Genomic DNA, 25,962 nt, shown 5'->3' with positions numbered 1-25,962 from the left:
TGGTTTCCATTTTAACCAAACATCCCACGGAATGTCTGCCCGTATGATGCCAGGCGTGAGAGGATGGATTTCTGCACATGCAGGCGGTTCTCAGCCTGTTGGAAAATACTGTCGGCGTGGGCCTCAAGAACTTCTGATGTGATTTCCTTGCCACGGTATGCGGGTAAGCAGTGCAGCACGATGTGTGATGAATGGGCGTGCTTGAGCAGCTCTTTGTTCACTTGGTAATTGGCAAAATGTGCCTCCTTGTCTGTCTGTCCTTCTTGACCCATCGATAGCCAGACATCGGTATTGATTACATCGGCATCCTTCACCGCTTCCACCGGGTCAGTGGTGATACTCACGTTAGGTGCATTCAAGCGATCAAGATAACCTTGTGTGGGAAGGCAGCCTTGCGGTGCGGCGATGGCGAGTTCGAAGTCGAGTTCCTTCGCTGCCCACATCCATGAGCGTGACATGTTGTTGAAACCATCACCGACAAAGGCGATTTTCTTCTTCTCCCAGGTGCCAATGCGCTCACGGATGGTGAGCAGATCAGCGAGGATCTGACAAGGGTGGGCGTCGTCAGTTAGAGCATTGATCGTGGGAATGCCAGAGTAGTTGGCAAAATCAATCACGTCTTGCTGGGCAAAGGTCCGGATGATGGCGCCATGAACCATACGACCTAACACCCGGGCGGTGTCCTTGATCGGTTCGCCTCGACCTAACTGAATGTCGTTGGATGAAAGGAACATCACCGAGCCTCCAAGCTCGCGGACACCAACCTCAAACGAAACTCGGGTGCGGGTGGATGACTTGGAGAAAATCATTGCCCAAGTCTGGCCTTGTAGCGGCAGCTTCTTGTGGCCTCCATTTTTTCTCTCGGTCTTGAGAGAAACCGCACCGTCGATAATTTTCCAGATGCGTTCTTTGGAGAGTTCTTCTATGGATAGTAAGTGAGTCATAATTAGTATTAAGCGTATTCTGATTTGCTAACCGAATCGAGTGTGTTTTTTAGTATTTTTAGCGCCTCGTTGACCTCCTCGGCAGTGACATTCAACGGTGGCAGCCAACGTAAGGTTTCAGCTCCCGCAGGCACTGTTAACAGACCGTTAGACATGAGGTTTTTACAAAGATGTCCAGCTGGTGTGATCCCGTCGGCAACTACGATTTCGCCAACATTGAGAGCAAAGCCTAACAATAGACCTTTGCCTCGAATGCCCGAAATCGCTGGATGATTCCAGCCGTTCACAGCGTCTCTAATTTGCTGTTCTCGCTCTTGTATGTTGGTAAACAGATCCTCGCTACGTATTTCCTCTAACACAGCCAAAGCAGCTGAACAGGCGAGGGGATTACCGCCATAGGTCGAGCCGTGTGAACCAGGGCCCATCAGTGATGAAAGCTCAGTTCCCTTGGCGTCAATGACACGATCGCTGACGTAGAAAGCACCAATCGGAAAACCGCCTCCGAGCCCCTTGGCCCAAGAGATTGTGTCAGGTTTGAGATCTGGACACAGCGCTTGCCAACCCATGGCCGTACCAGTCCGGCCGAGACCGCACTGGATTTCATCCAACATTAGAAGCAGGTCAAATTCCTCGCAGAGTGCCGCGATTCCCTGAAGAAAATCGGCATGAGCTGGGTTGACTCCACCTTCACCCTGAATGGGCTCTAACATGATACCTGCTGTGATGTCGCTGATCGCTGAACGTAACGCTTCCAAGTCGTTGAACGGCACATAGCGGAAACCTGGTAGTAAGGGATCGAAACCCTCATGCACCTTTTTTTGGGCAGTGGCGGCCATGGAGCCGAGAGTTCTGCCGTGAAATGAGCTGTTGAAAGTAATCACCTCGTAGCGAGGCTCGCCATTTTCATTTGGCCGAGCGTGGCCGAAGCGCCGCGCGGTTTTGATCATCCCATCGTTCGCTTCTGCACCAGAGTTACAGAAGAAAACTTTACCCGGTGTCTGCACGAAATCCTCTACCAGCGTTTTCGCCAGCTCCTGCTTCTGTGGAGTCTGATAAAGATTAGAGCAGTGCATCAGCGTCGATGCTTGGGAGCTGACTGCTTTGAATAGCTTCGGATGGCAATGACCGATGCTGCACGTGGCAATGCCAGAACAGAAATCGAGGTAGCATTTCCCCGTATCATCCCACAGTCGGGCGCCTTCACCCCGGACAGCTGTGAGCGGAAAGTTGGCGTAAGTGGGTAGTAAATAGGACATGGTGGGGAAGTTCTAAGTTTAAATAATGAAAATCCAAGTGCAGAGTGCACTGGTAGAAAATTTTCCAACATTTGGAGTTTGGCATTTGAAACTTCCAGCGTAGCTTGTGGCCGCCGCTCCCCGGACGGTCGCGGTCTCGTCAGGCAACTGATGGGGTCGAGGAAAGTCCGGACGCCACAGGGCAGCGCGCCTCGTGAAAACGAGGGACGACTGGTTCAAGCCAGCCGGACGGAAAGTGCAGCAGAAAACAAACCGCCCCCCGAAGCCTCGGCGAAGGGGGGTAAGGGTGAAAAGGTGGGGTAAGAGCCCACCGCTCCGAGGGTAACCGAGGAGGCACGGTAAACCCCGCGCGGCGCAAGACATAACAGGGGAAGGGTGCCCGCCCGATCAGAATCCCCGGGTATTAGTCGCACCATTCCGAAAGGAAGGTTCCCAGCTTCGGCCGGGTAAGATAAATGACCGTACAGTCCTGCGAAAGTAGGATGGACAGAATCCGGCTTATAGGGGAGCGGTATATTTTCCCATTGTCGAATCCAGAGGGAAATCCAGCAAAATTAAGCTGGCAGCGATGACTGCTGAGCCAGCATCTTGGCGACGGCCTCTTTTTCGGCCATTGTCCGTGCATTTTTGAAGAGCTCTTTGATCCGCGCGATGCGTTGCACCGTCGATTCAGGTAAACTCCGTTTGTTGCCTCTTAGTTCATTGTTATTGATTTGCATGACCTCAGATTAGTGGTTTTTGGCAGAACTGCTAACGATCCGTTGTCTAAGTTTGACGCTGAATTGCGGGTCCACTCGGCGGCTTGCCTCGGATATCCTAATCAATTTTTCGCAGAATGCAAGTTTTCAATTGCAACTGAGACGCAGTCGCAATAAAGCTGTCGCGTGTCCGCATTGGATCACGAGAGGCTTTGCCGTGAGCAGTCGGAAAACGGCTGGTCACTGGATTGGTATGGTCTTCATAGTGGGATGGCTGATTGCAGCGAACTATTTGTTCCGCATCAATTGCACTTGTTGTTCAACTTGAGCGGCCACGGCGTGGTCATCGGTGACCGAACCCGATTGGGTATAGCTCCTTCAACGATTTCGATGTGCTTCCCACGAAGTCGGGTGTTGGCATCTCGGCTATTGGGTGGTGAGAGCCACGAGTTCATTATGCTGTCTTTGTCCGCGGAGTGGTTGAAAAAAACACTGGGTCACCGTGTTCAAAGTATTTATCCGGCACTATGGGCATCACTGAGTGGCGATGCCGTGGAAGGAAAGCCAGTGGGACATATGCGTTCGATGACTCTCGCCGAAAAAGATATGGCCAGACAGTTATCCGATCCTCCGGTAGAGCAAGCGGCGCTGCCGTTCTGGTATGCAGCAAAGGTCACTGAAATACTCGCACTGCATTTGTTCCGTCCAGCCGACGAGAGTGGTGTCACCGGCAGAGAACCATTCTGTGTGACAAGAAAAAGAACCACCACCGAACGGGTGGATAAGGTGATGGAGTGGATCGACTCCCACATGGAAGAATCCTTGGATTTGAAGCGTCTGGCTAATCACGTTGGATGCGCGCCACACTATCTTAGTAGGCTGTTTTCTCGGGAAACGGGGAATACTATTTCCCAGTATCTACGAGCTGTGAGAATAGAAAGAGCGGCTGAGCTGCTAGATGCGGGTCGGCACAATGTGACCGAAGCTGCTATCGAGGTGGGTTACAATAGCCTCAGCCATTTCACCAAGGCGTTTGTTCAGGAGAAAGGTCTGAAACCTTCTGTTTATTTGACGCAAGTAAGTGAATAAATCTTCGTATTGGAGTGGAGCCAGTCACCCAGACAGTTGAATAATCTTTGACGATGACGGTGAAATTGAACAGGGTCTCGGCACTACTTTCTCATATTTATGAAACGATCAACTAGGGGTATTCTCAGAGGACTTGCAGTTTGCCTAATTTCTTGGGCTAGTATGGGTGACGGAGCTGTTCTTCGTGCCGGTTCTATTGCTCAGGAATGGAATGAACAATGCTTGGAGGCTATTCGTGTTGATTTTCCTGCGCCCACAGTCCATGCGCGCAATTTGTATCATCTATCGGCTGCCATGTATGACGCGTGGGCAGCTTATTCACCAACTGCGGTGGGGGTGTTTCATAATGAGACGGCAACGGCTGCCGATATCGAAGCCGCTCGTCATGAGGCAATCAGTTATGCCGCCTATTGGGTTCTGATTACGCGATATTCTGAATCTACGAATGCTGAAATCACAGAGGATGCTTTGGAGACATTGATGGCTTCGTTAGGTTATCCTACAGGTTCACCTGTTTCGACTGGTAACAGCCCTCAGGCCGTTGGCACGCGTGCGGCGATCGCGGTGCTGATTGCTGGAAATTCCGATCAGTCAAATGAGTCAGATTTGTATGTTGATGATTTTACTGGTTACCAGCCATTCAATGAACCCTTGGACTTGGCCGGACCGGGCACGGGAACTTTGGCGGATCCAAATCGCTGGCAACCACTGAAATTCGAGGTGGCCATGACTCAGAATGGACAAACCACATCGGCCACTCAGGTTTTTGTGGGCTCCCACTGGGGATACGTGACTCCTTTTGCCTTGAGCGGGGAGGTTGTCGATGGCGTGTATACTTCCATCGATCCAGGTCCGCCACCGTTTCTTGGCGGTGCCGGAGATGAGGACTACAAGCAATACGCCATGGAGGTCATTCGCTACAGCTCGTTTCTGGATCCGACAAACCCTGACCAGATTGATATTTCTCCGGGAGCACACGGCAACAATCCTCTGGGCACGAACGATGGAATCGGTCACCCAAACAATCCTGTCACCGGGCAACCTTACGCTCAGAACTTGGTCAAACACGCTGATTACGGTCGAGTAGTCGCTGAATTCTGGGCTGACGGACCTCATTCCGAGACCCCACCTGGCCACTGGAATGTATTGGCCAACGAGATTAAAAACCACCCAAACTTCAGTAGGAAACTTCAAGGTGTGGGTCCTGAGTTGGGTGAACTTGAGTGGGATGTAAAATTGTATTTGGCGTTAAATGCCGCGCTGCACGATTCCGCAATCGCGACCTGGGGGGTGAAGGCGTATTATGATTATGTCCGTCCTATCACCGCGATTCGACACCTCGGATTTCTCGGTCAGAGCAGCGACAGTAATCAGCCTAACTATCATCCAAGTGGGCTGCCTTTGGAGCCAGGAGTTGTTGAATTGGTTACAGCTGCCTCCAGCCAGCCTGGAGAAAGGCATGAGGGACTGCCTGTTGGACAGTTAGTCATTAAAGCATGGCTTGGAGAACCCGAGCACCCTGATTCTCAAGCTGGTGGTGTGGGCTGGATGCTTGCAGATAATTGGAAACCCTATCAACGCAGCACCTTTGTCACTCCTGCCTTTGCTGGTTATGTGTCAGGGCATAGCACCTTTAGTCGCGCTGCCGCCGAAGTGCTCACCGTTTTCACCGGAAGTGCTTATTTCCCCGGCGGACTTGGAACCCACACCGTGCAGGCCGGTGATCTTGAGTTTGAAGTAGGGCCAGCGACGGATGTCACCCTGCAGTGGGCAACATACTATGATGCTGCAGACCAAGCCGGGATTTCGCGATTGTATGGCGGAATTCATGTCGCCGCAGACGATGGCCCAGGCCGCATTGTCGGGTCCAAAGTGGGAAAGGCCGCCGTTGCCAAGGCCTTACTCTATGAAAACGGAGAGATACTCGATGATTTCAAATGCGAGGTCGTAGTGGACGGAAATGAGCGCACCATCAAATGGAACTGCATCCCAGGTTATATCTATCAGGTTCAATGGTCGGATTCTCTGGATGACGAAAGCTTTCAGAATCTGACAACGCCCCAGACATACTCTGACGCCTCAGCCACGGTAGTTGACTCAACAGCTACCGATGGTCACCGCTTCTATCGAGTGCGCCGACAAGCTCCTTGATCAGCTCCGTTCTCAAGTTCGCTTTTTTGTTGGATTTATCCAGTGGCTGACGACACACTCGAAACAGTGAGCGAGTCGATTTTATTAAAGGACGACCTTCCTGAGCGCTTTGGCGCGATGACGGTGAAGGAGCTACGCCAAGGTCTACGCCGTGGCATGTTCATGGTGCCGTTTATTGTGATTCAGTTGCTAGCTGTCTTGGCGATGTTAGCTGAGTTCAACATGGGTGATGTTGAAGGCTATTCGAAAATGACCGGTGTCTTTAATCCGGCGCTGTTTTTCAATTCAGGTCCCTTTTGGATGGTGGCTGGAATCATCTGCATCATCGTCATGCCCCTCGGCGGGCTTGCGCTGATGGGGCAGGAGTTGGAGGAGGGGAATCACGAGTTGCTGTTGATGACACCTCTGACTCGGTGGCGTGTTGTCAGGGGGAAGTTTCTGGCCATGTGGGGGCTTTGTCTGGTGACCTTTGTGTCTTTGTTGCCCTACATGATCGTGCGCTATTTCATCGGGGGCATCGACGCTTGGCGTAATATTGTGATGTCGCTGACCGTGATATTTGCGTCGGCAGTGATCTGTGCTGGAGCGATCGGAGCATCGTCTTTCAAGACCATCTTGGGTCGCATCATTGTGATGCTGATGTTTCTTTTTTCACTGGGGATCGCCGGTGTTGCGCCCCTGATGTGGAGTGCCAGTAAGTACAATAGTTGCGGCGTATTATACCACATCAATGCTTTGGCTTATGGTTTGTGTTACACTCTGTTTGGCCTTGCTTTGGCCCGATCCCGAATTCGTCTTGTGGTGCATAACTATGAGGTGAAGCCTAGCTGGATGGTGATTGGTTTACTGATTTTCACCCCGTTGGTTGTAGCAATGGCGACTGCGATGACGGTCGGTTACGGTGGGTTTGTCGGTCTGATCGGTATGACGCTCGTGGCATGGTTTGCCGATGTCACCCCAACAGCAGCCAAATGGGTTCAGCCGCCGCAGCCAAATATTCCACCGGGCGCTCCGGGAGAACCGCAGCCGGTGGCTCCTTTGCCCGCCGCTCCGATTATAGCGAGTGAGGAGACAGATCCTCAGTCTCAGCAGTGATCAACACATTCTGGGTTTGCCAGTCTGGTGGCTCGCTGCTAGCTCTCAGCTCGGATGCACATGCGATTCACAGATGAGGAGTTACTGACATTGTCAGAAATGTTGACCCTGGCCTGCTGGGCAACGTTCTGGAATCACAAACCGGGAGCCGACGAGGGAGTGGCCCGTTACGACGATTTACTGGAAAAAATTCTCACCCGTCTGCAACACAACGGTCAAGGCAGTGAGGTGGAGCATGATGCCGAGCGCCAACGGCTCAGGCTCCGCAAGGACAAGGAGGAAAAGTCATTCTACGCACAGTGCTACGATGAAATGCGCAACGAAACCTTCTGGGAAGAACTCGTCGCCCGCATGGCCGAACGCGAACTGGTTAAAAAATTCGGCGATCGTCATCTCAATTCACTCAGCGATGAGGAACGCAAACGCATCAGTGAACCAGTTAGTAAAAAATACTGGGAAGAGTTCTCACGCAACGGCATCAAGAACCTCCACATCGTAGTCCAGCGCGAGCAGGGCTAATTCCGGCAGGGCTGATTTGGCGGTAGGGCTGATTGGCCTCAATCAGCCGGGCAATGCCATTAACTTGTCCCCACCCAAGCCCCAATCCGAAGCCATAACCTTCTCTATTAGCCTATCTGAGATGATTCGCTTCGATCCGGAGGATTGCGGCCAATCCTCCCTACCGTCGTGGCTCTAACCGCTTACGGTTATGTGATGCAAATGGTCGCCTTCCTGTTCGATGGAAATAGCCACGTCTAGGAAAGCTTGAATCACTTTGATATTGGTCAGCATGTGATTCGTGGGAGCGGTGGTGATCATGCTGCCACCGCCACCGAGAGCCATTGGCAGGAGGAGCTGATCTGCGAGGTGATGACCAACGACGGCGCCGGAGTTCAGGTAGTTACGGAACGATTTCACCGCTGTGCGTGCTACGCGTTCTGAGGACTTTCCGTAGGAACCGTGGGAGGTGACCATCTCGGTGACCTTGGCGAATTTTGTGCTGACGGAGAGGCAGTTGCCAGGACCTGAGGAATCGGTGGCATCCACGGTTTTGGTGCAGTCATCATCCCAGTCGAGCGATTTACAAACTGCCGACAGTTCGCGCTCGGCCACTTGATCGGACACATGAGCCAGATGGCAGGTGACTTGACGCGAAAGCTCTTCACCTCGCTCTGTTAGGTGAACGGGTTTCCATTTTTTGACAGGCTTGATCTGGCACTCGATCATTCCTCCGCCTGCTGGAGCAAAGCCGTGGCGTTTCAAAGTCAGGTTCACATCCGCGCCCATTGATTTGAGCTGCGGCAGGAAAACTTCATTCATAAAACATGCCGAGGGTGCCAGTGGATTATGGGTGCCTCCTTCTAACACGATGTTGCTGGTGGAGTCCGCATGGAGTAATGCGGGGATCAAGGTCTGGGCTAATAGCGTGGTGCTGCCGGCGGTGCCGATTTTGAAATGATAGTCACCAGCTTGCACTGCGTCTGGTTTGAAAATCAGTTCCGTAGAACCTATTTCTGCACCGTCTGTAGCGCCGTTGGAAATCTCAGCTGCTGCCTGCACACAGGTGAGGTGCTGGCGCATGAGACCTGGCTTTTTGCGAAGTCCGCGGATGTTGGAGATCTTGAAAGCTTCGCCCGTCACCATGGAGAGTGAGAGCGCGGTGCGGAGGATTTGGCCTCCGCCGTTTTGTCCGTTGAGTGTTATCATTTTGAAAAATATTAGATCCGTCAGATCGATCTGATCTGACGGATCATGTTAGGGTTAATCATCCGCCTTGCTCGCGTCTTTGATCACGAAGCGGGCGTCGAGCTTGGCCACAGTGTGGGCCAGTTCTGCTTTTTCGACGCTTTTGAGAACTTCGCTGAAGTCCTTGTAGGCATCGGGCGCTTCGTCGCGTGGGTAAGCGCGACAGTTGCTTAGGATATCGTGCTCATCAAGTTCGCTATCGACCTTTTTCTGATCGAGTGAACGGAACGCCTGACCTCGACCCAAGCTACGCCCGGCGCCGTGGTTCACCGAGTAGCAGGACTTCTCCGCACCAGGCAGGGCGGCCATGACGACCGAGCCATCGCGTGGGTTTCCTGGCAGCAGGATCGGGTGTCCGGTTTCAGAAAACGGTGTGTCTTTCAGGCTGTAGTGGCCAGCAGGGAAGGCACGGGTCGCTCCCTTGCGGTGAACCCACTGGAACTGATCGTTGACCTTCTCCTGACGTGCGATGTTATGGCTGATGAAGTAAACCAGCTGCCCAGTGGTGCCGGGGAGCACTTCTTGGAAAGCCTCTAACACCAACGCGTTGATCAGCAGGTGGTTCACGGTGGCGAAGTTCGCCCCCAGCGACATGTCATCGATGTAGGCGTTCGCTTCGGGTGTTCCCAGCGGCGCGTAGCAGAGGTGTTTGTCGTTGGCTGGGAAGGGGGTTCCCCAGAGATCAAACTTCTTCTGCAGGGTGCGGAACTGCGAGCTGGCGAGATCGTGACCGAAACCGCGTGATCCACAGTGCGAGAGGAAAGCAACGTGTCCGTCTAACAGGCCAAAGGTTTCCGCTGCGGCACGTGCCTCGGCAGTGTCTGAGATGCTGACAGCCTCGGCCTCACCGAAGTGATTTCCTCCGCCGTAGGATCCAAACTGCTGCACCTTTCCGCCGAAGCGTTGGGCGTAGCCGCCTGAGAGCATACGGTCGAGTCGGTCTTCCAGCGCGGCTTGTGATCGATCGTGACCTACATGGAAGCTGTCTTCGCAGCGCTCTGCCCACTCGGGTGGGATCCCCATGGCTTCGCAGACTTCTTTGGACGCACCTTGCGTCACCGCGAGCTTGCCGGTTTCGGTCTCGATACGGCGTGATTTTTTCGCCGAGCGTTGACCTTTTCCAGCCCCGGTGGGGGTGCGTTCGCAGATGGCGTTGATCAGTGCGCGGCGGGTGCTTTTGTCAGCAATCGCCTCCTGAGGAACGTTCATCTGGATCAGGCTCATCGAGCACTTGATGTCGACACCGACAGGGCCAGGGTAGATATGCGTAGGTGATGCCATGACACAGCCGATGGGCGCTCCGTAGCCGACGTGGGCATCAGGATTCAGCACCACTTCGGAAACTCCAGGAGCGGAGCGGGCATTGAGAGCTTGAGAGAGACATTCGGACCCGAAGCCTTCACGGATCGCCTCGGTGCCGATCACGGTGATCGGTTTTCCTTTGTTATCGCGTGCGGGGAGGAAGCCGGTGGCTTCGCCTGTAGGATGGATTTTCATGATTTTGTAGTGGAGTATGGGTTGATTAAAAAGTGGTGACAAGGAGTTGAGAAACATTCTACTGCTCTACCAGACTGAGCTACTGCGCAGTCCTGTTAGAAAACAGATGCTGCGACAGGCTGGATTTGAATCAGCGACCAATGGATTAATGTAGTTCCTCTGGCATTCACCAGATTGGGTAATATGATTTTCGGTTAATTCGGGTTAGGGTGGCGACAACAAGTGGGGAGACATTTTTTAACTTCGTTAGAAGGTCCCGGGGTTCGAACCCAGATGAACGTGTTTAGCGTTTTTTACCATGTAGTCTCGTCCGGCATTCGCCAGGTGAAGGGTGATGGAAATATGCGGCAACAAGGGGGAGTGAAACGTTTTCGCGCTCTACCTCTGAGCTACCGGGCCACAGTTTAAAAATGGTGGGCCCGGGTGGGATTCGAACCCACAACCTCGTCAGTTACAATGATGTAGTTCCACAGGCATTTGCCGCATATTTCCAAAAGGTTGCTGAGCTGTGTGTGGCTGGCGACAAGGGAGTCGATGTGACAGTTAACATAGGGTAAGATGTAGTCACGATCTGCATTCGCCAGCGGATTGTCGTTTGCACGGGCAATCACACACACAGGGATCAGTTAGCAATTTTCTTCATAGGTGTTTTGATGATGGTTTGGTTGATTTCTCCGATCCAGTGATCGGGGTTGAGTGATTTCGAAGCGAAGGCTGCGATGGTCTTGAAGACTTGGTCGGAAAATCCGCCGATGTTCAAGATGTCAGAGCTTTCCTTGGCCTGGGATGTTCCGTTAGGGGTGATATCGATGCATACCATGCGGGCTTTGCAGTTCCGTTGTTTGATCTGGTTCCACTCGCGCATGGTTTGCGTAGCACCTCCACCGAAGCTTCCGTAGCGTGATGAATCGATCCATGATTCGTTATCGGAAACAAAGATGATCATGTCCACGGGTCGACGATGTTTGTTCAGCCAGGCCAGTGGCGCGCTGCAGTTGGTTCCTCCACATGGGAGGGCGGCCAGCTTGGCGGCATTGGTCATGACGGAGTCGCGAGGATTCAGGTTCACTTTCACAACGTCGTTTTCGAATGGCAGCACGATGGCGTCAGGGTTTTTCCGCAGGATCGCCGCCGAGGTCAGTGCCGCGACATCGAGACAGCTGATTTTCGAAGTAGATCCTTTTCGATAACCGGTGACCGGTCCGTGCATGGATCCGGAGACATCGGTGCAGACCACCACGTTTCCTGGGATCGTAGGCACATTCTTGAGGGCGATTTCCATCGCATCTTGAAGCGCGTTTTTGATCTTGTTAGGAACCGAGTCATCGGCGTTGAGGTAAGCGGCCATGAGCTGATAGGGGAAGGCGCGTGACTTGGTGATGAGACGTTCATTTTTCAGTCGGTTCGCGATTTTCCCAGTCATTCCGAACACCTTAAACACGCCGTGGCGGGCAAAGGTATTCAGGTTCATGCGAGTCATCTGCCAGGGAGCGTCCTTGGCAATGGTCAGCCATTCACGTTTTCCGAGTTCCATGGAAGTGAGCATCTGGAAGGGAACCTTGGGCGGGTTTCCTTCGCGGTTGATTTTCCAATTTTCAAACTCACGCACAACGGCAGGCAGCTTCTCGAGATCGTATGGACGACCAATCAAGTAGGCGTAGAATGCCTCACGCTGCGCATTTTTAGGGCGCGGGTGAACCATCTTGATCACGTCTGCTAGAGAGGGCGACTGCCCGATGGAGGCTGCGAGCAGAGCATCATCGCTTGCGCGATTCAACCATGCCTGCACCATACGCTTGGGCGCGCTTCCGAGAGACTTCCGACCGGTGATTCCGGAGCGAACGATCTGGACGAAGTTTCGCAGCATCTTGCCGTTGTCGATGACCTGGGAGAATACCTCCGCAAGCAATTCAACGTCGCGATTCGCTAACAGCGCACAGAGCAGGGCGGGGGCGTCCTTCATGTGGGCTTCACGGCGGCTGTAGATCGCAGTCTTGGCGAGGAAGTGATCGTCCACCTGTCCGGCAAGCTCGATGATCTTATCTAACTGCTCACCGGCGGTGGCATAGAAAGTTCCATTGAGGCAGCCGGTGGCGACATATTGGGCCAAGGCGTGCTGGGCGGTGAATGCGTAGGCCCGACCTCCGGCGAGGTTGTGGCTGTCTGCGTGCGGCAATTTTTTTCCGCGAGTGGATGTGAATAGGTTTTTATTAGCCATGTCGTTTTTGATGTGGTTGAGAGCTATATTGCATGGGCTGTGCCAAGTTTTTGGGGTGGGTGTGGTGATGTTGTGTAAGTGTCGTAAATAGAGAATGTTATGGGGTTTTGTGTTTTTTGAGTTGCGTTTGTGTTCTTGATGTTAGTCGTTAAAAAATAGAAAATTATCTATAAAGATAGACAATATTACTGTATGTAGAGCGCATGAAGAAACGTGTGGTCATTGGCTTTTTAGGCACCAATCTGGATATGGGATTTGGGCCTGAACGCTGGGAGCGGTGGCGTCCTACGGTGTCGATCTGTTCGCAAGAAGGATCGGCGGTGGCACGGTATGAACTGCTTTATGAAACGCGCTACCAGAAATTGGCGGACCGCGTGATGGATGACCTGCGACAGGTCTCGCCGGAAACCGAAGTGCGCGGACATGTAGTGGGGATCAAAAAGCCGTGGGACTTTGAAGATGTATTTGGTAACCTACACGACTTCCTCAAGGGCTATGAATTTGATCAGGCCACTGAGGAATACGAGGCACACATCACCACGGGAACCCACGTGGCGCAGATCTGTCTATTCCTGCTAACAGAGTCGCGGCACCTGCCAGGGAAGCTGCTGCAGACAGGGCCGCCTAGGGGGCGGAAGTCGAAGAGCGGAATGGGGTCTGTTTCCCTGATCGATCTTGACCTTTCCAAATACGACCAGCTAGCCACCCGCTTCAATGCCGAGCAGTTAGAGGCGCTGGATTTCCTGAAGTCAGGCATCGCGACACGCGACGATGCCTTCAACAAACTGATCGAGCAAATCGAAGTCGTCGCCCTGCGCTCGGCAGCACCGATCTTACTAACAGGTCCCACCGGAGCCGGCAAATCCCAGCTGGCACGGCGCATCTACGAACTCCGCCAGCAACGCGGCGGCCTGGACGGTGCATTTGTGGAGGTAAACTGTGCAACGCTGCGTGGTGATACCGCAATGAGTGCCTTGTTTGGTCATAAAAAAGGGGCGTTCACAGGAGCTCAGTCGGATCGGCCAGGTCTTTTGAGACAGGCCCACGGAGGCATGTTATTCCTCGATGAAATCGGCGAACTCGGCAGCGATGAACAAGCCGTGCTGCTTCGTGCCGTGGAGGAGGGCATGTATCTACCCGTCGGTGCCGATCAGCCGGTGAAAAGTAAGTTCCAGCTGATCGCCGGAACGAATCGAGACCTGGGCGAGGAAGTGGCGAACGGAAACTTCCGCGAAGATCTGTTAGCACGGATCAATATTTGGACATTCCAGTTGCCCGGCCTTGCAGAACGAAAAGACGACATCGAACCCAATTTGGACTACGAGCTGAACCGCTTCGCCAGCAGCCACGGACGTGCTGCGAGTTTCAATAAGGAAGCTCGCGAGTCATTTCTCAAATTCGCCAAAAGCGAACAAGCTGAATGGCGAGGAAACTTCCGCGATCTAAACGCAGCCGTCACTCGCATGGCAACCCTCGCACCAAGAGGCAGAATCCGCACCGAGGATGTAACGGAAGAAGCGGAGCGACTGACAAGTTCTTGGCACCGTGCCGATGACGATACGGCTCAGTTACGAGAAGTTCTGAAACCTCAAGTCATGCAATCACTCGATCCCTTCGATGCCGTGCAGTTGTCCTACACCGTGGATGTATGCAGGAGATCCAAAAACATCAGCGAGGCAGGGAGAAAGCTGTTTGCAGTCTCACGTGAACAAAAGAAGACCTCCAATGACTCGGATCGATTGAGAAAGTATCTCGCCAAGTTCGAGCTTCAGTTTAGCGATCTTTGAAATCTAGCAGTCTGAAACCAGTTTCTTTTCCTCTTCGGGGATCATAGGACTCGCCATGATGCCTGTAATGAGCTGCTGCAAGATCGTGTCGCCCAGGTCTGCCTGACCTCGGATCTCTTTGCGTTTCCATTGATCTGCTAGTTCGACAAGGGACTTGGTGAAGACCGTGTTGCAGTTGACGCAGCTATCTACCTTGAAGTCCTGATAGTCGCTTGGGCTGATTTCCACGACGGTTTCGGGAGGCAAGCTCTTACGCTTACGGCGTGCGCGCACCTTCTCGACTTGTGAAGACGCCACTGCGAGTAGGAGTAGCTTGTCGCCGTATGGATCTCGATTGAGAACGATGAAGTAGTGAGGCTCTGTAGACGACAACCGCCGATCCACCATGTAAAAAACCGCCCCTTGACGAATGAATTTCAGCTCAATGGGTAATTGCACGTCTCCAGAAAAAATTAACTCCAGATACTTTCCACAGCTTGGAGAGAATGCAGTTCCTCAGCCAAATCTTCTTTGATCTCCTCGGTGAGCAGGGGAAGTTTTTCCACTCCCTGTTCAGGGTTTTCCAGGAAATCAAGATAGCTCATAAATCTCCGGGTAGCCAGTTCGGAATCCAAGGCAGCTTTGTGCTGTTGCCATTCAGGAAACCGGTGGGTTTCCTCGGCGAGTTCGAACTGGTCCTTGTCTTTGTAATTTTCCCAAGCGTAGTTCAGAGATTCAAGATCGGTCTGAGAGAGCACCGTCTCATTGACGGCTGCCTTGGATGCGTAGTGCTCATTGTTTTCCCGTTCGAGAAATGCTTGGCGGTATTTGTTTTCCTCCGGTGCCGTGTAGTCTTCGTTTTCGTTGAGAAGGTTGAGGCACTGCGACGCCACCGGACCAAACTTCATGGCGAAGTAAGTGTCGTTGGTAATCGGGCGACCGTAACTGCGGAGGTGATAGCGATCTGCAAAATAGATCAGCTTGAGAGCCTTCATTTTGTTGATCTTTCCACCTGCAGCACGAGCGAAGAAGTTCAACGCTTGGGTAGCCTTTTTATGGGAAAAGGAGAGTTGCATGGCAGTCCTAGCATATACATGAGAGCAAGGGGATCGCTCTCACTGTTCAAGAGAGTATATGTGAGTGTGACGAATTAGCAAGTCGAGATAAGTGGGCTAAAATCCACTATCAATTGTTAATCGATATGCCTTTATTTAGCTAAGTGGGGCTTTGAGTGTCGGACGACAGGTGTTTTTAGGGCTGTATAGTGAGCCATGGAATGGATTCCTTTGTGACACTCATTACCATACAAATTTGGTTATTGAGGTGACTCCTCGTCAGTGTCCTTCTGGTCTTCTTGATTTGTGGCGGGAAGGAATTTGGCATGTGCTTTCTCTAGGTATGCTCGAGAACTATCCCTGGTCGCTTTGTAGTCGAGGGATTGGTTGATGAATTGAAGCCGTGTCCGGGCATTAGCGATGATCTCAGTCCATTCAAATGCCCAAACCTCGATATTTAATTCACCGTCATCAAAAACCATTCCCCGAGGCTTATCACGCTGTCGCGCTTTTCTTTTTGCGTGCTCGTCCATATCGTTGGATATAGCGATGAACTTCCAACGCGTTTTTTCTGTTAGGAACCTAGGGTCTTTAGCGACGGCGATCGCGTAGCTCTCAATTTGTCCTAGAACTTTCGATGAGATTTTTTGTGATGGTCGTTTTAGTTCTACGACCAAATGGTCATACTCGTCTTCTCGCGGTTGAATTGTTCGACTTAACATTAGGTCAACTCTGCCTTGTTGGTCGTCTTCCCGTAGCACCGGTTTGTCCTCAACATCCGAATCCTTTCGTTTGCCCAGCTCACTGAGGTGGATTTTAAGCACGTCTTCTAGAGTTTTTTCACTACCAGCCAGTGTAAAGTTGTCGTCGAAGATCCACGACTCAGTTTCAAGGATTTTGTGTAACTGGTCACGTTCTAATAATTTTTTCTTAGTTGTCTTATCAAACAGTAGGTTTTCGAGTGCTACTAGAAAGTTTAGACGGTTTGCTACAATGCTGGCCGAACTGATAATGTTAGATAGAGGGGTTTCTTCTAGGAGTTCAGCCAATTCGTCTTGTTCATCTTGTTTCAGAGATAATACGTCTGTAATAATCTTCCTAACGGAACTGGGGTTGTCTCGAAGAGCTTGCGCGAGAAGAAGAAATGTGAATTTTCTGGCGTTATGATCAGCTTCTTCGAATTTTGGGAGATATTCTTCCAATGTCACACCGAGAATATCAAAAACTTGACGCTCAGTTTCCTCGACAGCGGTAATCGCGCCTTGATCCTCGTAGGGGTAAATTTTTTCAGTTTTCCATCTTTGGACTAGAGATCTAGCTCGTTCTGCCGCTCGCTTTCGAAAGTAACCTCGTAACTCGTTTCGAGCGCTATTCAGAATGCAATTAACGTCTGGGACGAGATCATCCATTGATAGGAGGTTCTCCTTGTCGAGTTCTCGAAAATGGTCGCAATTTACGTATGCAGTAAATTGGAATCCTGGAGCCTGGATACCTGCATCCGTCGTGTGGAGAGAGACCCCTGCTTTGTCACAGAGATGAATTGCACGTGGTGTTGGAACAGCCCATTCAATTATAGTCACCATGGCATCCACTTTATTACCATTGGCAAGGGTTATCCCCTTGATAAAACGGTCCTCTTTTTTCCTTTGAATACTTGCAGGGTCAATAGTTTCACCATCTAGTATAATTGAAACTTGAGGGTATTGACTTAAGTAAGCTGCAAAAAGCTTGGCAAACTCAGTTGGTGCTTTGTCCGAAGTCAGTGCTCCCAACCCTTCACTGATGCCTGAAATAACAACTATAGTTCCTAGGTGGGATTTATTAGTTTCCTTGGGGGTAGTTGCATGCATGCGGTTGAGGGAACTGGCATCACCTACGATTTGATAGCTATTGAATGAATCCTTTACCTTATAAGTTGTCTTCCACGCGACACGGCTACCTAATGCAAATGCGTGGAGGCGGCCTTGACCATTTTTACCGTGTAATGCTCGGCCGTTAACCTTTCCGTGGTTCTTCTTCCAAGAGTCGCCAAGTTTACCAAAAAATAATTCGGAATCTTCGTAAGAAATGCCAGAGCCTTGATCAATGACTCGGATTTCATCAATCGCTCCAAGCTTGTTTTTTGAGAATTCCACTTGGACCGAGTCCGAGCCTGAATCTAGGCCGTTCCAAATTAGTTCAGCAAGAGCTTTTATCGCTCCTGTAGAGCTAACTCGTTGCAGGAAGTCTTTTTCGACGGTCAGTGAAATAACACCGTTCTTAGTTGTTTCAGGCATGCAGATTTGTGTTTTTAGGATTGGCGGATTTCGTACATCCGAGGCACCGACATGATTTTCTAGCAGTAGTCACCGTTGCCATCAAGGGATAACAAGTGTGAGGCAGCTATCATGGGCAATCGTTGATAGCGCTGATCGGCATCAATGTTCAATTTAGTCTTAGAGTTTCAGTTTAACTCTCTTTGATTTCCTTGAACTTTTCGTAGGCGTCAAGGGCGCGTTGGCGGCCTTCTTTGTGGGTGAATATTGGTTCGGGGTAATCTTTTCCTAACTCTATGCCGGCAGCTTTGAGGGCTTCGGCGGGGGCTCCCCAGGGGATGTGGATGAACTCTTTCGGGAGTTCGGCGAGTTCGGGGATCCATTTTCTAACGTAGTCGCCGTCGGGATCGAATTTCTCGCCTTGGGTGATGGGGTTGAAGATGCGGAAGTAGGGGGAGGCATCGGCACCGCAGCCGCCGACCCATTGCCAGCCCATGGAGTTGTTAGGGAGATCGGCATCGACGAGGGTGTCCCAGAACCATCGGGCGCCTTCTTGCCAGGGCTGGAGCAGGTGTTTGACTAACAGGGAGCCGGCGATCATGCGGACACGGTTGTGCATCCAGCCGGTGTGCCAGAGCTGGCGCATGCCGGCATCGACGATTGGGAAGCCGGTCTCGCCTTTCTGCCAGGCTCGCAGAAACTTTTCGTTAAAGTCCCATGGGAACTGCTCATATTCCGGCTTCAGCGCGCTGTCTTGGCTGTGGGGGAAGTGGAAGAGGAGGTGGGCGGAGAACTCGCGCCAGTAGAGCTGGCGGAGGACGCCGGTGTCGGCTTTTTCTTTGCTGGGGGCATTGTCGCGGATGTGGTGGAAAAACTCACGCGGGCTGATCTGGCCGAAGTGGAGGTAGGGGGAAAGTCGACTGGTGCCGTCCTCGATCGGGATATCGCGCTGGGCATCGTAGTCTTTGCTTTTCTTGGCTGTCTTTTTCAAGAGCTTCATGCCGCCTTCTCGAGTGGGTTTCCAGAAATCCTGCATGCCTTTGTCCCATGGGATTTCCGGGAGTAGGTTCAGGGACTCTAGTGCATTGCTCTCTACTTTCTTGGCTTTGGATTTTTTCAGGTTTGCTGTCTCTGGTTCGGCGATTTCGAAGTCGCGGCAATGTTTCCAGAATGGGGTGAAAACTTGGTAAGGTTTGTCGGATTTATTGGCGATTTTTAATGGGTCTAACAGTAGCGATCCATTGAAGCTGTGTGCTTCGATGTCGGATTCTTGCAGCATTTTTTTCACCTGCTTATCGCGTTTGACGATGATGGGTTCATAACAGCGGTTCCAGCAGACGGTGTGGGCATCGCTTTCGTGGATGATTTCTTCCAAGGCTTGCTGTGTGGTTTTTGCATCTCGGATGATTAGTTTCAATCCGTGTTCTGCAAGCTGCGAATCGAGGTCGGCTAGGGCATGGTGCAGCCACCAGTTAGAAGCTTCGCCTGGCTGCCATGGGCGTTCTTCTTTGGGGCAGTGGATGTAAACGGGCACGATGGGGCCGCCTTCGTTCACGGCGTGATTCCAGGCGGGGTTATCGTGCAGGCGGAGGTCTCGGCGGAACCAGACGATGGTGGTGTTAGACATAGCTTATGGGGATGAAAGTTTGTGGAGAAAATGACACATGCGCTGTCGGGTGTAGCGGAGGTTGAGGATGCAGGGGAGGTTGGAGATGACGGCCCAGAGGATCACGATCAGGTTACCTGGCCATGGTGTCCAGATGATGAAAGTGGGGATGGCGAACATTTGCAGCCAGTGAGAAAACTCCCCACGGCGGGTCTCTGCGATGAAGCTGCGCAGGTAGGCGGGTTCCTTGGACTGCATGGTGGCCTTGGGAAAGCCTTTGAACATGGGTGCGGCATCTGGGAGGTGTTTTTTCCAGCTGCGGATGTGGAAGACTTTTTCTATCAGAAACTGCTGAAGTGCTCTCTTCTGCTGGGTTTCCTCTGGGTTCTTTCGAAACCATGGCTGAGGCAGGCGGGTGCTGCCCCATGCGAGGAGCATGTGGGTGGCGGGGATGCCGAGGGTGTTGATGATGGCGATCCAGAGGTTGGGTAGTTCGATCCACATGTCAGCTGACTTCTCGTCCTTTCCATTGGGTTTGTTTGCCACGTTTCTGATCGATGATGGCGGTGAAAAACAGAATGTGATAGAAAATCAGGGCGACCGGAAACAGCAGGGCACCGAGCCATGAATACGATCCCACACGTTTGAAAACAATCAGGCATTGTAGCGCGTGGATGAGGTAGGCCGCGATGGACAGTGATAACAACAGGGGGGAGGCACCTGTCACGATAAAGTGACATAGGGCAACAGTCGCCGTCATCATGCCCGTGATCCACACCGAGGTCCAGAACATGGTAGCTGGTGGCACCTCAGCGGCACCTGAGATGAATCCTTTTTTCCAACTCCTCCACAGCTCTGTAAAACCGCCGGGGAACATGCGCATGGTGATGCTGTGCTTGCCGAGGTAGCAGCTGCGCTTGACGCCCATGGATCTTAGGACTTTTGATAGATGAAAGTTCTCGAGGATCTCGGATTTGACCGCTGCATGGCCGTCGCAGTCCTGATAGACGCTTTTTGGAATTAGCATGCATTGCCCGACGAGTCGGGTATCGTCGCTGGATTTTTGATTCATGCCAAAGGCGTTCATTCCGACCACCATGAGGACATTGAAAAAGGCAGAGAGCTGCTCGTAGGGACGTTTGACGGTGTGCCATGGGCAGATGGAGAACACGTGGTTTTCTTGATTGGTTAGATGGCGGAGCTGGGCGATGGCGTCTGGTTCTAGCCGAGTGTCGGCATCGAGAAATAACAACCATTCACCGGTGGCATGCTCTGCGCCTTGTTGGCATGCCCACGGTTTGCCTTTCCAATCGGTAGGCAGAGGTTTGGATTCCAATACGATGGCACCCAGCTCACGCGCGATCTCAGCGGTTCTGTCTGTGGAGCCATCATTGACCACGATGACTTCGTGCGCTTTGATCGATAGTTCGTTCAGTGATGTTAGCAGCGTGTGAATGTTTTCCTCTTCATCTCGCGCTGGGATGATCACTGAGATGGGTCTGGAGGCTGCATTTCCCAAAATGGGCACGTAGCGAGGACGGCCGAAGATCACCCAGATGGCGGGGGCGCAAAGAATCGAAATGATGGGGATCAGCAATAGCATGTTCGAAAATAGGAACTCAGCTGATGGGGTGGCGTTTGATGATGCGGTCGGCGCAGTTTTGGCCAGATAGGATGACCATGGGCATGCCTCCGCCTGGGTTGGTGCTGCCGCCGGTGAAGTAGAGGTTTTGATACTTGCTGCTGGTTTTGGGAGCCTTGAATCCGTAGTTCTTTTTCCAATCGGTGACCACGCCGTAGATGGAGCCTTGGTTCGAGCGATACATGCGTTCGATGTCCAGCGGAGTGAGCAGGTCCTCGGTGACGATGCTCTCGCGCAGGCCGGTGATACCGCTGCGCTCCATCTTATCGATACAGCGGTCTTTCAGGGCCACGTAGTCTTCGTGAGTGATGCCGGAGCCTTCTTGTAGCGGTGGGATGTGGGGCAGGATCTTAATGTTGTCGCAGCCTTCGGGGGCTTTGCTGGGATCGGAGCGTGTGGGGGCGACCACATAGAGCGTGGGGTCCTCGGGGATTTGGTGTTTTTGGAAAACGGTATCGAAGTGCTTGTGCTGATTCTCGGAGTAGAAAAAGTTATGGTGTGCGAGCTGGGGGAAAGTTTTGTTGGTGCCGAGGTGCAAGACGATGCCCGAGCAGGCCGGGGCGAATTTTTCTAACTTCTTGGTGAACTTCTCCGGTTCGTGCAGGAGTTTTTTGTAGGTGGGGATGACCTCCATGTTGCTGACCACGATGTCGCTGGCGTGTACGGTGCCATCGGCCAGACGAATGCCGCTGACTTTTTTGCCCTGTTTTTTAATTGCTGCCACGTCAGCGTTCAGGTGCACCTTTACGCCCATTTCTTCCATCAGTTTGCCCAAGCCTTTGGCCAGATTATACATGCCGCCGCGGACATACCACAGTCCGTAGTCGAACTGGATGATCGGGATCAGGTTCATGTAACCTGGAGAATCGAGAGCAGAGGAGCCGACGTATTTGATAAAATACTCGAAGATGGTGCGCAGTTGGGGATCGGTCAGCCGTTCGTGGATCGACTCCGACATAGTATTCCGGTAATCAATTTTCCCACCTAACAGACTGAAGCCGTAGTGGCGGATGAACTCCCAGAGGTTGTCGAGTCCCTTGTCAAAGTAACCGCTGTTGACGATTTCATATTGGTCTCTACCGTATTGTAGGAAATCTTGCAGTTCCTGCCAGTGCTTGTCCGGATCGCCTGGCAATTTGCTCAGCTCGGCTCGCATCAAATCTGGCTCCTGATAGAGATCGATGGTTTCCTTGTGTTCGAAAAAATTGCGCCAGTGCGGAGTCACGGCATCGAGCTGCACGTAGTCTGCCATCTTCTTGCCAGCGCGCGCGAAGAGCTGTTCGAAAAATTGGGGCAGGGTGAAAATCGACGGGCCGAGATCGAAGGTGAAGCCGTCCATTTCCATCACGTTCAACTTGCCTCCGATCTGGGCGTTTTTCTCAAAGACATCGACCTCATAGCCAGCGGCGCGGAGTGAGATGGCGGCGGACAAGCCACCTAGGCCTGAACCGATGATTGAAACGCTAGTGGCTGGCATAACACTATCATTCCCGTGAATAACACCTTGTCAACGATGGCAGCGGCTTTAGCGTCAGATTTATAGTCTATCACATTATGGGGGATTCCACTGACACAACAATCGATTCGATCTTAAGCGCGCAGAAACGGTATTTTGCCGAAGGGAGAACACGTTCTATCGAGGCTCGGCGTGACGCTCTGGCTGGCTTGGAAAAAGTGCTCGTTTCCAAACGCGCCGCAATTCTCGCGGCACTCGCCAAGGATCTGGGGAAACCCGAAGTGGAGGCCTACTTAGCTGAGTATTTTTTCCTGCTGCAAGAAGTGCGGCTGGTGAGAAAGAAGCTCAAGAAATGGCTCAAACCGAAGGGCGTTAGAAGTCCGGTGTATTTCCAGCCGTGCTCGAGCGAATTACGACACGAACCGTTTGGCGCAGTGCTGGTCATGGCGCCGTGGAATTATCCGATCCAGCTGTCGCTAAGCCCATTGATCGCCGCCATTGCTGCAGGAAACACGGTCATCCTCAAACCTTCAGAAATCACCACCAGCTGTGAGCAGACCTTGGTAGAGATCATCGCTGAATCCTTCGACTCCGAACTCGTCAGTGTGGTCACCGGTGATGCCGAGGTGGCTGAGGCATTGTTAGAAAAACAATTCGACTTCATCTTCTTCACCGGCAGCACTCAGATTGGCAAAGTGGTGGCGAAGAAAGCGGCGCAGCACCTGACTCCGACCATCCTTGAGCTCGGAGGTAAGTGCCCATGCATCGTGCACCCATCCGCTGATCTTGAAACGGCCGCTCGGCGAATCCTCGCAGGCAGATTCTTCAACGGTGGCCAGACGTGTTTTGCCCCCGACTTCGTGGTCGTCCATGAATCGGTGAAAGCCAAGCTGATCACTGAGTTTCAAAAAGTGATGGAGTCCACGCCATGGCCACAGGAAATGTCTAACATCGTGAGCCGGAAGCACTATGATCGCCTGCAAGAGCTTGTCCGCAGCTATAGCGAGAAAGACCCGATCAAGAGCGGTGAGGATCATGCCGAAGCCCTCCAGATGGCACCGCGAATCATGACCGATGTCGGCTGGCAGGATGAGGTGATGAAGGAGGAAATCTTCGGGCCGATTTTACCGGTGTTAACTTTCACCGATGCGGATGACTTGTTAGCGCAGCTCAATGAGTATGGTTCGCCCTTGGCGCTTTATTTGTTTTCTGACGAATCTGCCTTTGATGAAAAAATGATGCAGTCACTTCGGTCCGGTGGCGTTTGTATCAACGATACGATGAAGCAGGGCGCGCAGCTGAATCTGCCGTTTGGTGGTGTAGGGGAGAGTGGCCACGGTCGGTATCGCGGCAAGACCGGAGTTCGTGCCTTTACCTATCAGCGGGCCGTGGTGAAGCGTGGCACATGGCTGCCGGATTTCTTCGAGCTGATGCCGCCCTACGGCGACAAAATCAAATGGCTGAAGCGCTTCATGGGCTGAAAATGGCATCGGTCAACCGCGCCCGCTCATCAAAGATGTGATTGAGCTGCCTTCTAACAAATAGCGCGTTGGCCAGCCGACCAAAAATGCCGAAAGGCAACACGTAGGTGACATCGTCCGTCATCAGAACACCGTCTTCTTTTTCCTCAAATCGATGAGTGTGATGCCAGACTTTGTAGGGGCCGACACGTTGGTCATCGATGAACGTTTTCCGATCGTCCACCAGAGTAATTTCCGTCAGCCAAGTGACCCAGATCATCGGTGCGACTTTTACTTTGTAACCGATGATTTGCCCCTCATGCATCGTCTCTGACTCGCAGTGGGTGATCTTGAAGCCGACCGAATCCGGAGTCAGCCTGTCCAAGTTCCGTGGAGTGGAGAAAAACTCCCAAGCATCGTCCAGTGAGCAGGGTAGCAGTTGTTCGCGGTGAAGTTGGTAGATCATGATCTATCCGGCTGTGGCGCTGAGAATATCGGTGGCGAAGTCGACCCGTTCACGTTTCTTGCCGTAGGACTCGCAGATCAAATTGGCGGAAATCCGGCCGCTTTCATAGATGGTGGGAAGTCCGCTGCCCGGATGGGTTCCACCGCCGACGAGGTAGATGTTTTCGAAGCCTTTGAGTTTGTTCTGTGGTCGCAGGTAAAGCATCTGATCCATCGTGTGTGCCAGATTGAACGTGGCTCCCATGAAAATGTTAGCCTGCTCCCAGCCGTGCGGCGTGATGCAGCGCTCCTCCACAATGTGTTCGCGCAGATCCTTCATGCCGGTCTTGGCAATGATGCGATCGAGGATTTGGTTCCGGTAGGCCTCTTGGTTTTCTTCCCATGGGTTTTCGTGCCGGGTGTTGATGGTAGGCACCAGAATGTAAATCTGAGAATGGTCTGGAGGGGCGACGGTGGGATCGGTGACGCTGGAGTTCCGGATGTAAATGGAGGCGTCGTCAGAGACAATGCGCTCGCCTTGGATGTCGCGCAGGTTCTGGTGGTAGTCCTCGGCGAAGAGCACGTGGTGGTGCGGCTCGTCCTGATAGATTTTATCCAGTCCCAGATAGAGCATGAAAGTGGAACAGGAGTATTTCTTTTTCTTCAGCGACTCCCGGCTTTCGTTCTTCGCTCCGAAAATGGTGTTGCGCGCATGGGCGTAGTCGGCATTGACGATCAGGTCATCGCAGTTCACGGAAGAGCCGTCGGCGAGTTTGACGGTCGCCGCTTTTTTACCATGGTAAGTGATCTCGGTGACTTCGGTGTTCAGCTGGATTTTTCCACCTTCCTCCTCGAAGACCTTCGCCATGCCGGCGGAGATGTTAGAAAGGCCGCCCTGCACGTGATAGATGCCGTGGGCGTATTCGATGTAGGAAAGAATACTAAACAGGGCAGGGCAATTCCATGGAGACATGCCGAGATACTTGGCCTGAAAAGTGAATGCCAACTTGAGTCGTTCATCGGTGAAATACTCGCTGAGCACGTCCATCACTGACTTCCTAGTAGCCACATAAGGCAGGGCCTTCAGCATGTGCGGCCGTAAGTATGAGCTGAGCTTGTGATAGGGGCTGAGCAGGCAGGGGAAGATCGTGCGCAATTTCTCCGCATGATCCGCCATGAAGCGTTGGTAGTTTTCAGACTCGCCGGGGAATGCCTTTTCGATGTTGCGAGTCATGGTTTTCTGATCGCAGCTGGTTTCCAATGAAACATCACCCCAGGTAAGTGTGGTCATGGGGTCGAGTTTGACGAAGTCCATGTAGTCCTCCGCTTTCCTGCCACACTCGGCGAAAACCTCATCGAGAGTGAACTTCTGGTGCAGAAATGTTGGGCCTGTGTCGAAGGTGTAGTCGCCTGCCTGGATGGGGGCATTCCTGCCGCCGATCACGGATGACTTTTCCAAAATGGTCACATCGTAACCGCGTCGTGCCAGGATCATGCCGCTGGTTAGACCTCCAGGGCCGGCACCTATGATAATTATCTTTTTCTGCATGTAGGGAGTTTCTCTAGATTCGGTAGAATCGCACA

Annotated in this window: 21 protein-coding genes, 1 tRNA gene and 1 other RNA gene; 7 read left to right on the top strand and 16 right to left on the bottom strand. The window is 52.4% G+C overall.

The features are described from left to right. Positions 1–11: 11 nt before the first annotated feature. Complete coding sequence (argF, locus tag ACSPJT_RS02700; RefSeq protein ID WP_435894831.1) at positions 12–944, bottom strand: ornithine carbamoyltransferase; 933 nt, start codon at positions 942–944, stop codon at positions 12–14. Between the two features lie 8 nt (positions 945–952). After that, positions 953–2,200 carry an aspartate aminotransferase family protein gene (locus tag ACSPJT_RS02695; protein ID WP_435894830.1) on the bottom strand — a complete coding sequence of 416 codons (1,248 nt, stop codon included), beginning with the start codon at positions 2,198–2,200 and terminating at the stop codon, positions 953–955. A 112-nt stretch (positions 2,201–2,312) separates the two neighbouring features. On the opposite strand from ACSPJT_RS02695, the gene rnpB reads away from it, so the two are divergent. Then, an RNA gene (gene rnpB / locus ACSPJT_RS02690) (RNase P RNA component class A) lies at positions 2,313–2,717 on the top strand. A 37-nt stretch (positions 2,718–2,754) separates the two neighbouring features. Here the strand turns inward: rnpB and ACSPJT_RS02685 are convergent. Continuing rightward, positions 2,755–2,919, bottom strand: a complete 165-nt coding sequence (locus ACSPJT_RS02685; RefSeq protein ID WP_435894829.1) for a hypothetical protein — start codon at positions 2,917–2,919, stop codon at positions 2,755–2,757. A 435-nt stretch (positions 2,920–3,354) separates the two neighbouring features. Here ACSPJT_RS02685 and ACSPJT_RS02680 point away from each other — a divergent pair, with 435 nt between their 5' ends. The 4 genes from ACSPJT_RS02680 (at position 3,355) to ACSPJT_RS02665 (ending at position 7,752) form a co-directional block, all read left to right on the top strand. Continuing rightward, positions 3,355–3,987, top strand: coding sequence for a helix-turn-helix domain-containing protein (locus ACSPJT_RS02680; protein ID WP_435894828.1), 633 nt, complete (start codon positions 3,355–3,357; stop codon positions 3,985–3,987). 294 nt (positions 3,988–4,281) lie between these two features. After that, complete coding sequence (locus ACSPJT_RS02675; RefSeq protein ID WP_435894827.1) at positions 4,282–6,138, top strand: vanadium-dependent haloperoxidase; 1,857 nt, start codon at positions 4,282–4,284, stop codon at positions 6,136–6,138. 42 nt (positions 6,139–6,180) lie between these two features. After that, positions 6,181–7,233 (top strand): ABC transporter permease, encoded by a 1,053-nt coding sequence (locus ACSPJT_RS02670; protein WP_435894826.1) that lies wholly within the window; start codon positions 6,181–6,183, stop codon positions 7,231–7,233. Positions 7,234–7,293: 60 nt separating this feature from the next. Further along, positions 7,294–7,752 (top strand): hypothetical protein, encoded by a 459-nt coding sequence (locus tag ACSPJT_RS02665; RefSeq protein WP_435894825.1) that lies wholly within the window; start codon positions 7,294–7,296, stop codon positions 7,750–7,752. 174 nt (positions 7,753–7,926) lie between these two features. On the opposite strand, the gene rtcA is transcribed toward ACSPJT_RS02665, so the two are convergent. From rtcA to ACSPJT_RS02645, 4 genes are all read right to left on the bottom strand, one after another. Next, on the bottom strand, positions 7,927–8,940 hold the full coding sequence (gene rtcA, locus ACSPJT_RS02660; protein WP_435894824.1) for an RNA 3'-terminal phosphate cyclase: 1,014 nt from the start codon (positions 8,938–8,940) through the stop codon (positions 7,927–7,929). Positions 8,941–8,994: 54 nt separating this feature from the next. Then, positions 8,995–10,476, bottom strand: coding sequence for an RtcB family protein (locus ACSPJT_RS02655; protein WP_435894823.1), 1,482 nt, complete (start codon positions 10,474–10,476; stop codon positions 8,995–8,997). A gap of 415 nt (positions 10,477–10,891) precedes the next feature. Further along, a tRNA-Tyr gene (locus ACSPJT_RS02650) sits at positions 10,892–10,958 on the bottom strand. A gap of 140 nt (positions 10,959–11,098) precedes the next feature. Next, positions 11,099–12,694: a vWA domain-containing protein gene (locus tag ACSPJT_RS02645; RefSeq protein ID WP_435894822.1), complete on the bottom strand. Its 1,596-nt coding sequence runs from the start codon at positions 12,692–12,694 to the stop codon at positions 11,099–11,101. A gap of 203 nt (positions 12,695–12,897) precedes the next feature. Here ACSPJT_RS02645 and rtcR point away from each other — a divergent pair, with 203 nt between their 5' ends. Then, entirely contained in the window at positions 12,898–14,481 is a 1,584-nt protein-coding gene (gene rtcR / locus ACSPJT_RS02640; RefSeq protein ID WP_435894821.1) for an RNA repair transcriptional activator RtcR, read from the top strand. 3 nt (positions 14,482–14,484) lie between these two features. Here the strand turns inward: rtcR and ACSPJT_RS02635 are convergent, their stop codons facing one another. The 7 genes from ACSPJT_RS02635 to ACSPJT_RS02605 form a co-directional block, all read right to left on the bottom strand. Continuing rightward, positions 14,485–14,919: a hypothetical protein gene (locus tag ACSPJT_RS02635; RefSeq protein ID WP_435894820.1), complete on the bottom strand. Its 435-nt coding sequence runs from the start codon at positions 14,917–14,919 to the stop codon at positions 14,485–14,487. Between the two features lie 14 nt (positions 14,920–14,933). After that, positions 14,934–15,536 carry a Panacea domain-containing protein gene (locus tag ACSPJT_RS02630; RefSeq protein WP_435894819.1) on the bottom strand — a complete coding sequence of 201 codons (603 nt, stop codon included), beginning with the start codon at positions 15,534–15,536 and terminating at the stop codon, positions 14,934–14,936. Positions 15,537–15,775: 239 nt separating this feature from the next. Then, a complete protein-coding gene (locus ACSPJT_RS02625) occupies positions 15,776–17,791 on the bottom strand; it encodes an ATP-binding protein (protein ID WP_435894818.1) in 2,016 nt (671 codons plus the stop codon). A gap of 172 nt (positions 17,792–17,963) precedes the next feature. Further along, a complete protein-coding gene (locus ACSPJT_RS02620) occupies positions 17,964–19,397 on the bottom strand; it encodes a cryptochrome/photolyase family protein (RefSeq protein ID WP_435894817.1) in 1,434 nt (477 codons plus the stop codon). A gap of 3 nt (positions 19,398–19,400) precedes the next feature. Next, on the bottom strand, positions 19,401–19,922 hold the full coding sequence (locus ACSPJT_RS02615; protein ID WP_435894816.1) for a hypothetical protein: 522 nt from the start codon (positions 19,920–19,922) through the stop codon (positions 19,401–19,403). Further along, on the bottom strand, positions 19,882–20,979 hold the full coding sequence (locus ACSPJT_RS02610) for a glycosyltransferase (protein WP_435894815.1): 1,098 nt from the start codon (positions 20,977–20,979) through the stop codon (positions 19,882–19,884). Before ACSPJT_RS02610 ends, ACSPJT_RS02615 begins: the two co-directional genes overlap by 41 nt. Before the next feature lie 16 nt (positions 20,980–20,995). Continuing rightward, the gene (locus tag ACSPJT_RS02605; protein ID WP_435894814.1) at positions 20,996–22,495 is read right to left on the bottom strand and encodes a phytoene desaturase family protein; all 1,500 of its coding nucleotides are present in this window, start codon (positions 22,493–22,495) and stop codon (positions 20,996–20,998) included. Positions 22,496–22,572: 77 nt separating this feature from the next. On the opposite strand from ACSPJT_RS02605, the gene ACSPJT_RS02600 reads away from it, so the two are divergent. Next, the gene (locus ACSPJT_RS02600; RefSeq protein ID WP_435894813.1) at positions 22,573–23,955 is read left to right on the top strand and encodes an aldehyde dehydrogenase family protein; all 1,383 of its coding nucleotides are present in this window, start codon (positions 22,573–22,575) and stop codon (positions 23,953–23,955) included. Here the strand turns inward: ACSPJT_RS02600 and ACSPJT_RS02595 are convergent. Together ACSPJT_RS02595 and ACSPJT_RS02590 are read right to left on the bottom strand one after the other, a co-directional pair. After that, positions 23,945–24,400 (bottom strand): SRPBCC family protein, encoded by a 456-nt coding sequence (locus ACSPJT_RS02595; RefSeq protein ID WP_435894812.1) that lies wholly within the window; start codon positions 24,398–24,400, stop codon positions 23,945–23,947. The two genes, ACSPJT_RS02600 and ACSPJT_RS02595, sit on opposite strands and share 11 nt — an antisense overlap. 3 nt (positions 24,401–24,403) lie before the next feature. Next, the gene (locus tag ACSPJT_RS02590) at positions 24,404–25,927 is read right to left on the bottom strand and encodes a phytoene desaturase family protein (protein ID WP_435894811.1); all 1,524 of its coding nucleotides are present in this window, start codon (positions 25,925–25,927) and stop codon (positions 24,404–24,406) included. Positions 25,928–25,962: the final 35 nt, after the last annotated feature.

The sequence above is a fragment of the Oceaniferula spumae genome, assembly GCF_042849255.1.
GTDB classification, from domain to species: Bacteria; Verrucomicrobiota; Verrucomicrobiia; order Verrucomicrobiales; family Akkermansiaceae; genus Oceaniferula; species Oceaniferula spumae.
Note: the sequence above shows the minus strand (reverse complement) of the source record. Positions and strands in the feature narration are given on the sequence as shown.

Bases quoted from the DNA above. Each gene is read 5' to 3' on its own strand.
- ACSPJT_RS02630 (WP_435894819.1), bottom strand. From the start codon at position 15,536: ATGCAACTCTCCTTTTCCCATAAAAAGGCTACCCAAGCGTTGAACTTC.
- ACSPJT_RS02605 (WP_435894814.1), bottom strand. From the start codon at position 22,495: ATGCCAGCCACTAGCGTTTCAATCATCGGTTCAGGCCTAGGTGGCTTG.
- ACSPJT_RS02620 (WP_435894817.1), bottom strand. From the start codon at position 19,397: ATGTCTAACACCACCATCGTCTGGTTCCGCCGAGACCTCCGCCTGCAC.
- ACSPJT_RS02675 (WP_435894827.1), top strand. From the start codon at position 4,282: ATGTATGACGCGTGGGCAGCTTATTCACCAACTGCGGTGGGGGTGTTT.
- ACSPJT_RS02590 (WP_435894811.1), bottom strand. From the start codon at position 25,927: ATGCAGAAAAAGATAATTATCATAGGTGCCGGCCCTGGAGGTCTAACC.
- ACSPJT_RS02680 (WP_435894828.1), top strand. From the start codon at position 3,355: ATGCTGTCTTTGTCCGCGGAGTGGTTGAAAAAAACACTGGGTCACCGT.
- ACSPJT_RS02655 (WP_435894823.1), bottom strand. From the start codon at position 10,476: ATGAAAATCCATCCTACAGGCGAAGCCACCGGCTTCCTCCCCGCACGC.
- rtcA (WP_435894824.1), bottom strand. From the start codon at position 8,940: ATGATAACACTCAACGGACAAAACGGCGGAGGCCAAATCCTCCGCACC.
- ACSPJT_RS02610 (WP_435894815.1), bottom strand. From the start codon at position 20,979: ATGCTATTGCTGATCCCCATCATTTCGATTCTTTGCGCCCCCGCCATC.
- ACSPJT_RS02665 (WP_435894825.1), top strand. From the start codon at position 7,294: ATGCGATTCACAGATGAGGAGTTACTGACATTGTCAGAAATGTTGACC.
- ACSPJT_RS02600 (WP_435894813.1), top strand. From the start codon at position 22,573: ATGGGGGATTCCACTGACACAACAATCGATTCGATCTTAAGCGCGCAG.
- argF (WP_435894831.1), bottom strand. From the start codon at position 944: ATGACTCACTTACTATCCATAGAAGAACTCTCCAAAGAACGCATCTGG.
- rtcR (WP_435894821.1), top strand. From the start codon at position 12,898: ATGAAGAAACGTGTGGTCATTGGCTTTTTAGGCACCAATCTGGATATG.
- ACSPJT_RS02645 (WP_435894822.1), bottom strand. From the start codon at position 12,694: ATGGCTAATAAAAACCTATTCACATCCACTCGCGGAAAAAAATTGCCG.
- ACSPJT_RS02625 (WP_435894818.1), bottom strand. From the start codon at position 17,791: ATGCCTGAAACAACTAAGAACGGTGTTATTTCACTGACCGTCGAAAAA.
- ACSPJT_RS02595 (WP_435894812.1), bottom strand. From the start codon at position 24,400: ATGATCTACCAACTTCACCGCGAACAACTGCTACCCTGCTCACTGGAC.
- ACSPJT_RS02695 (WP_435894830.1), bottom strand. From the start codon at position 2,200: ATGTCCTATTTACTACCCACTTACGCCAACTTTCCGCTCACAGCTGTC.
- ACSPJT_RS02685 (WP_435894829.1), bottom strand. From the start codon at position 2,919: ATGCAAATCAATAACAATGAACTAAGAGGCAACAAACGGAGTTTACCT.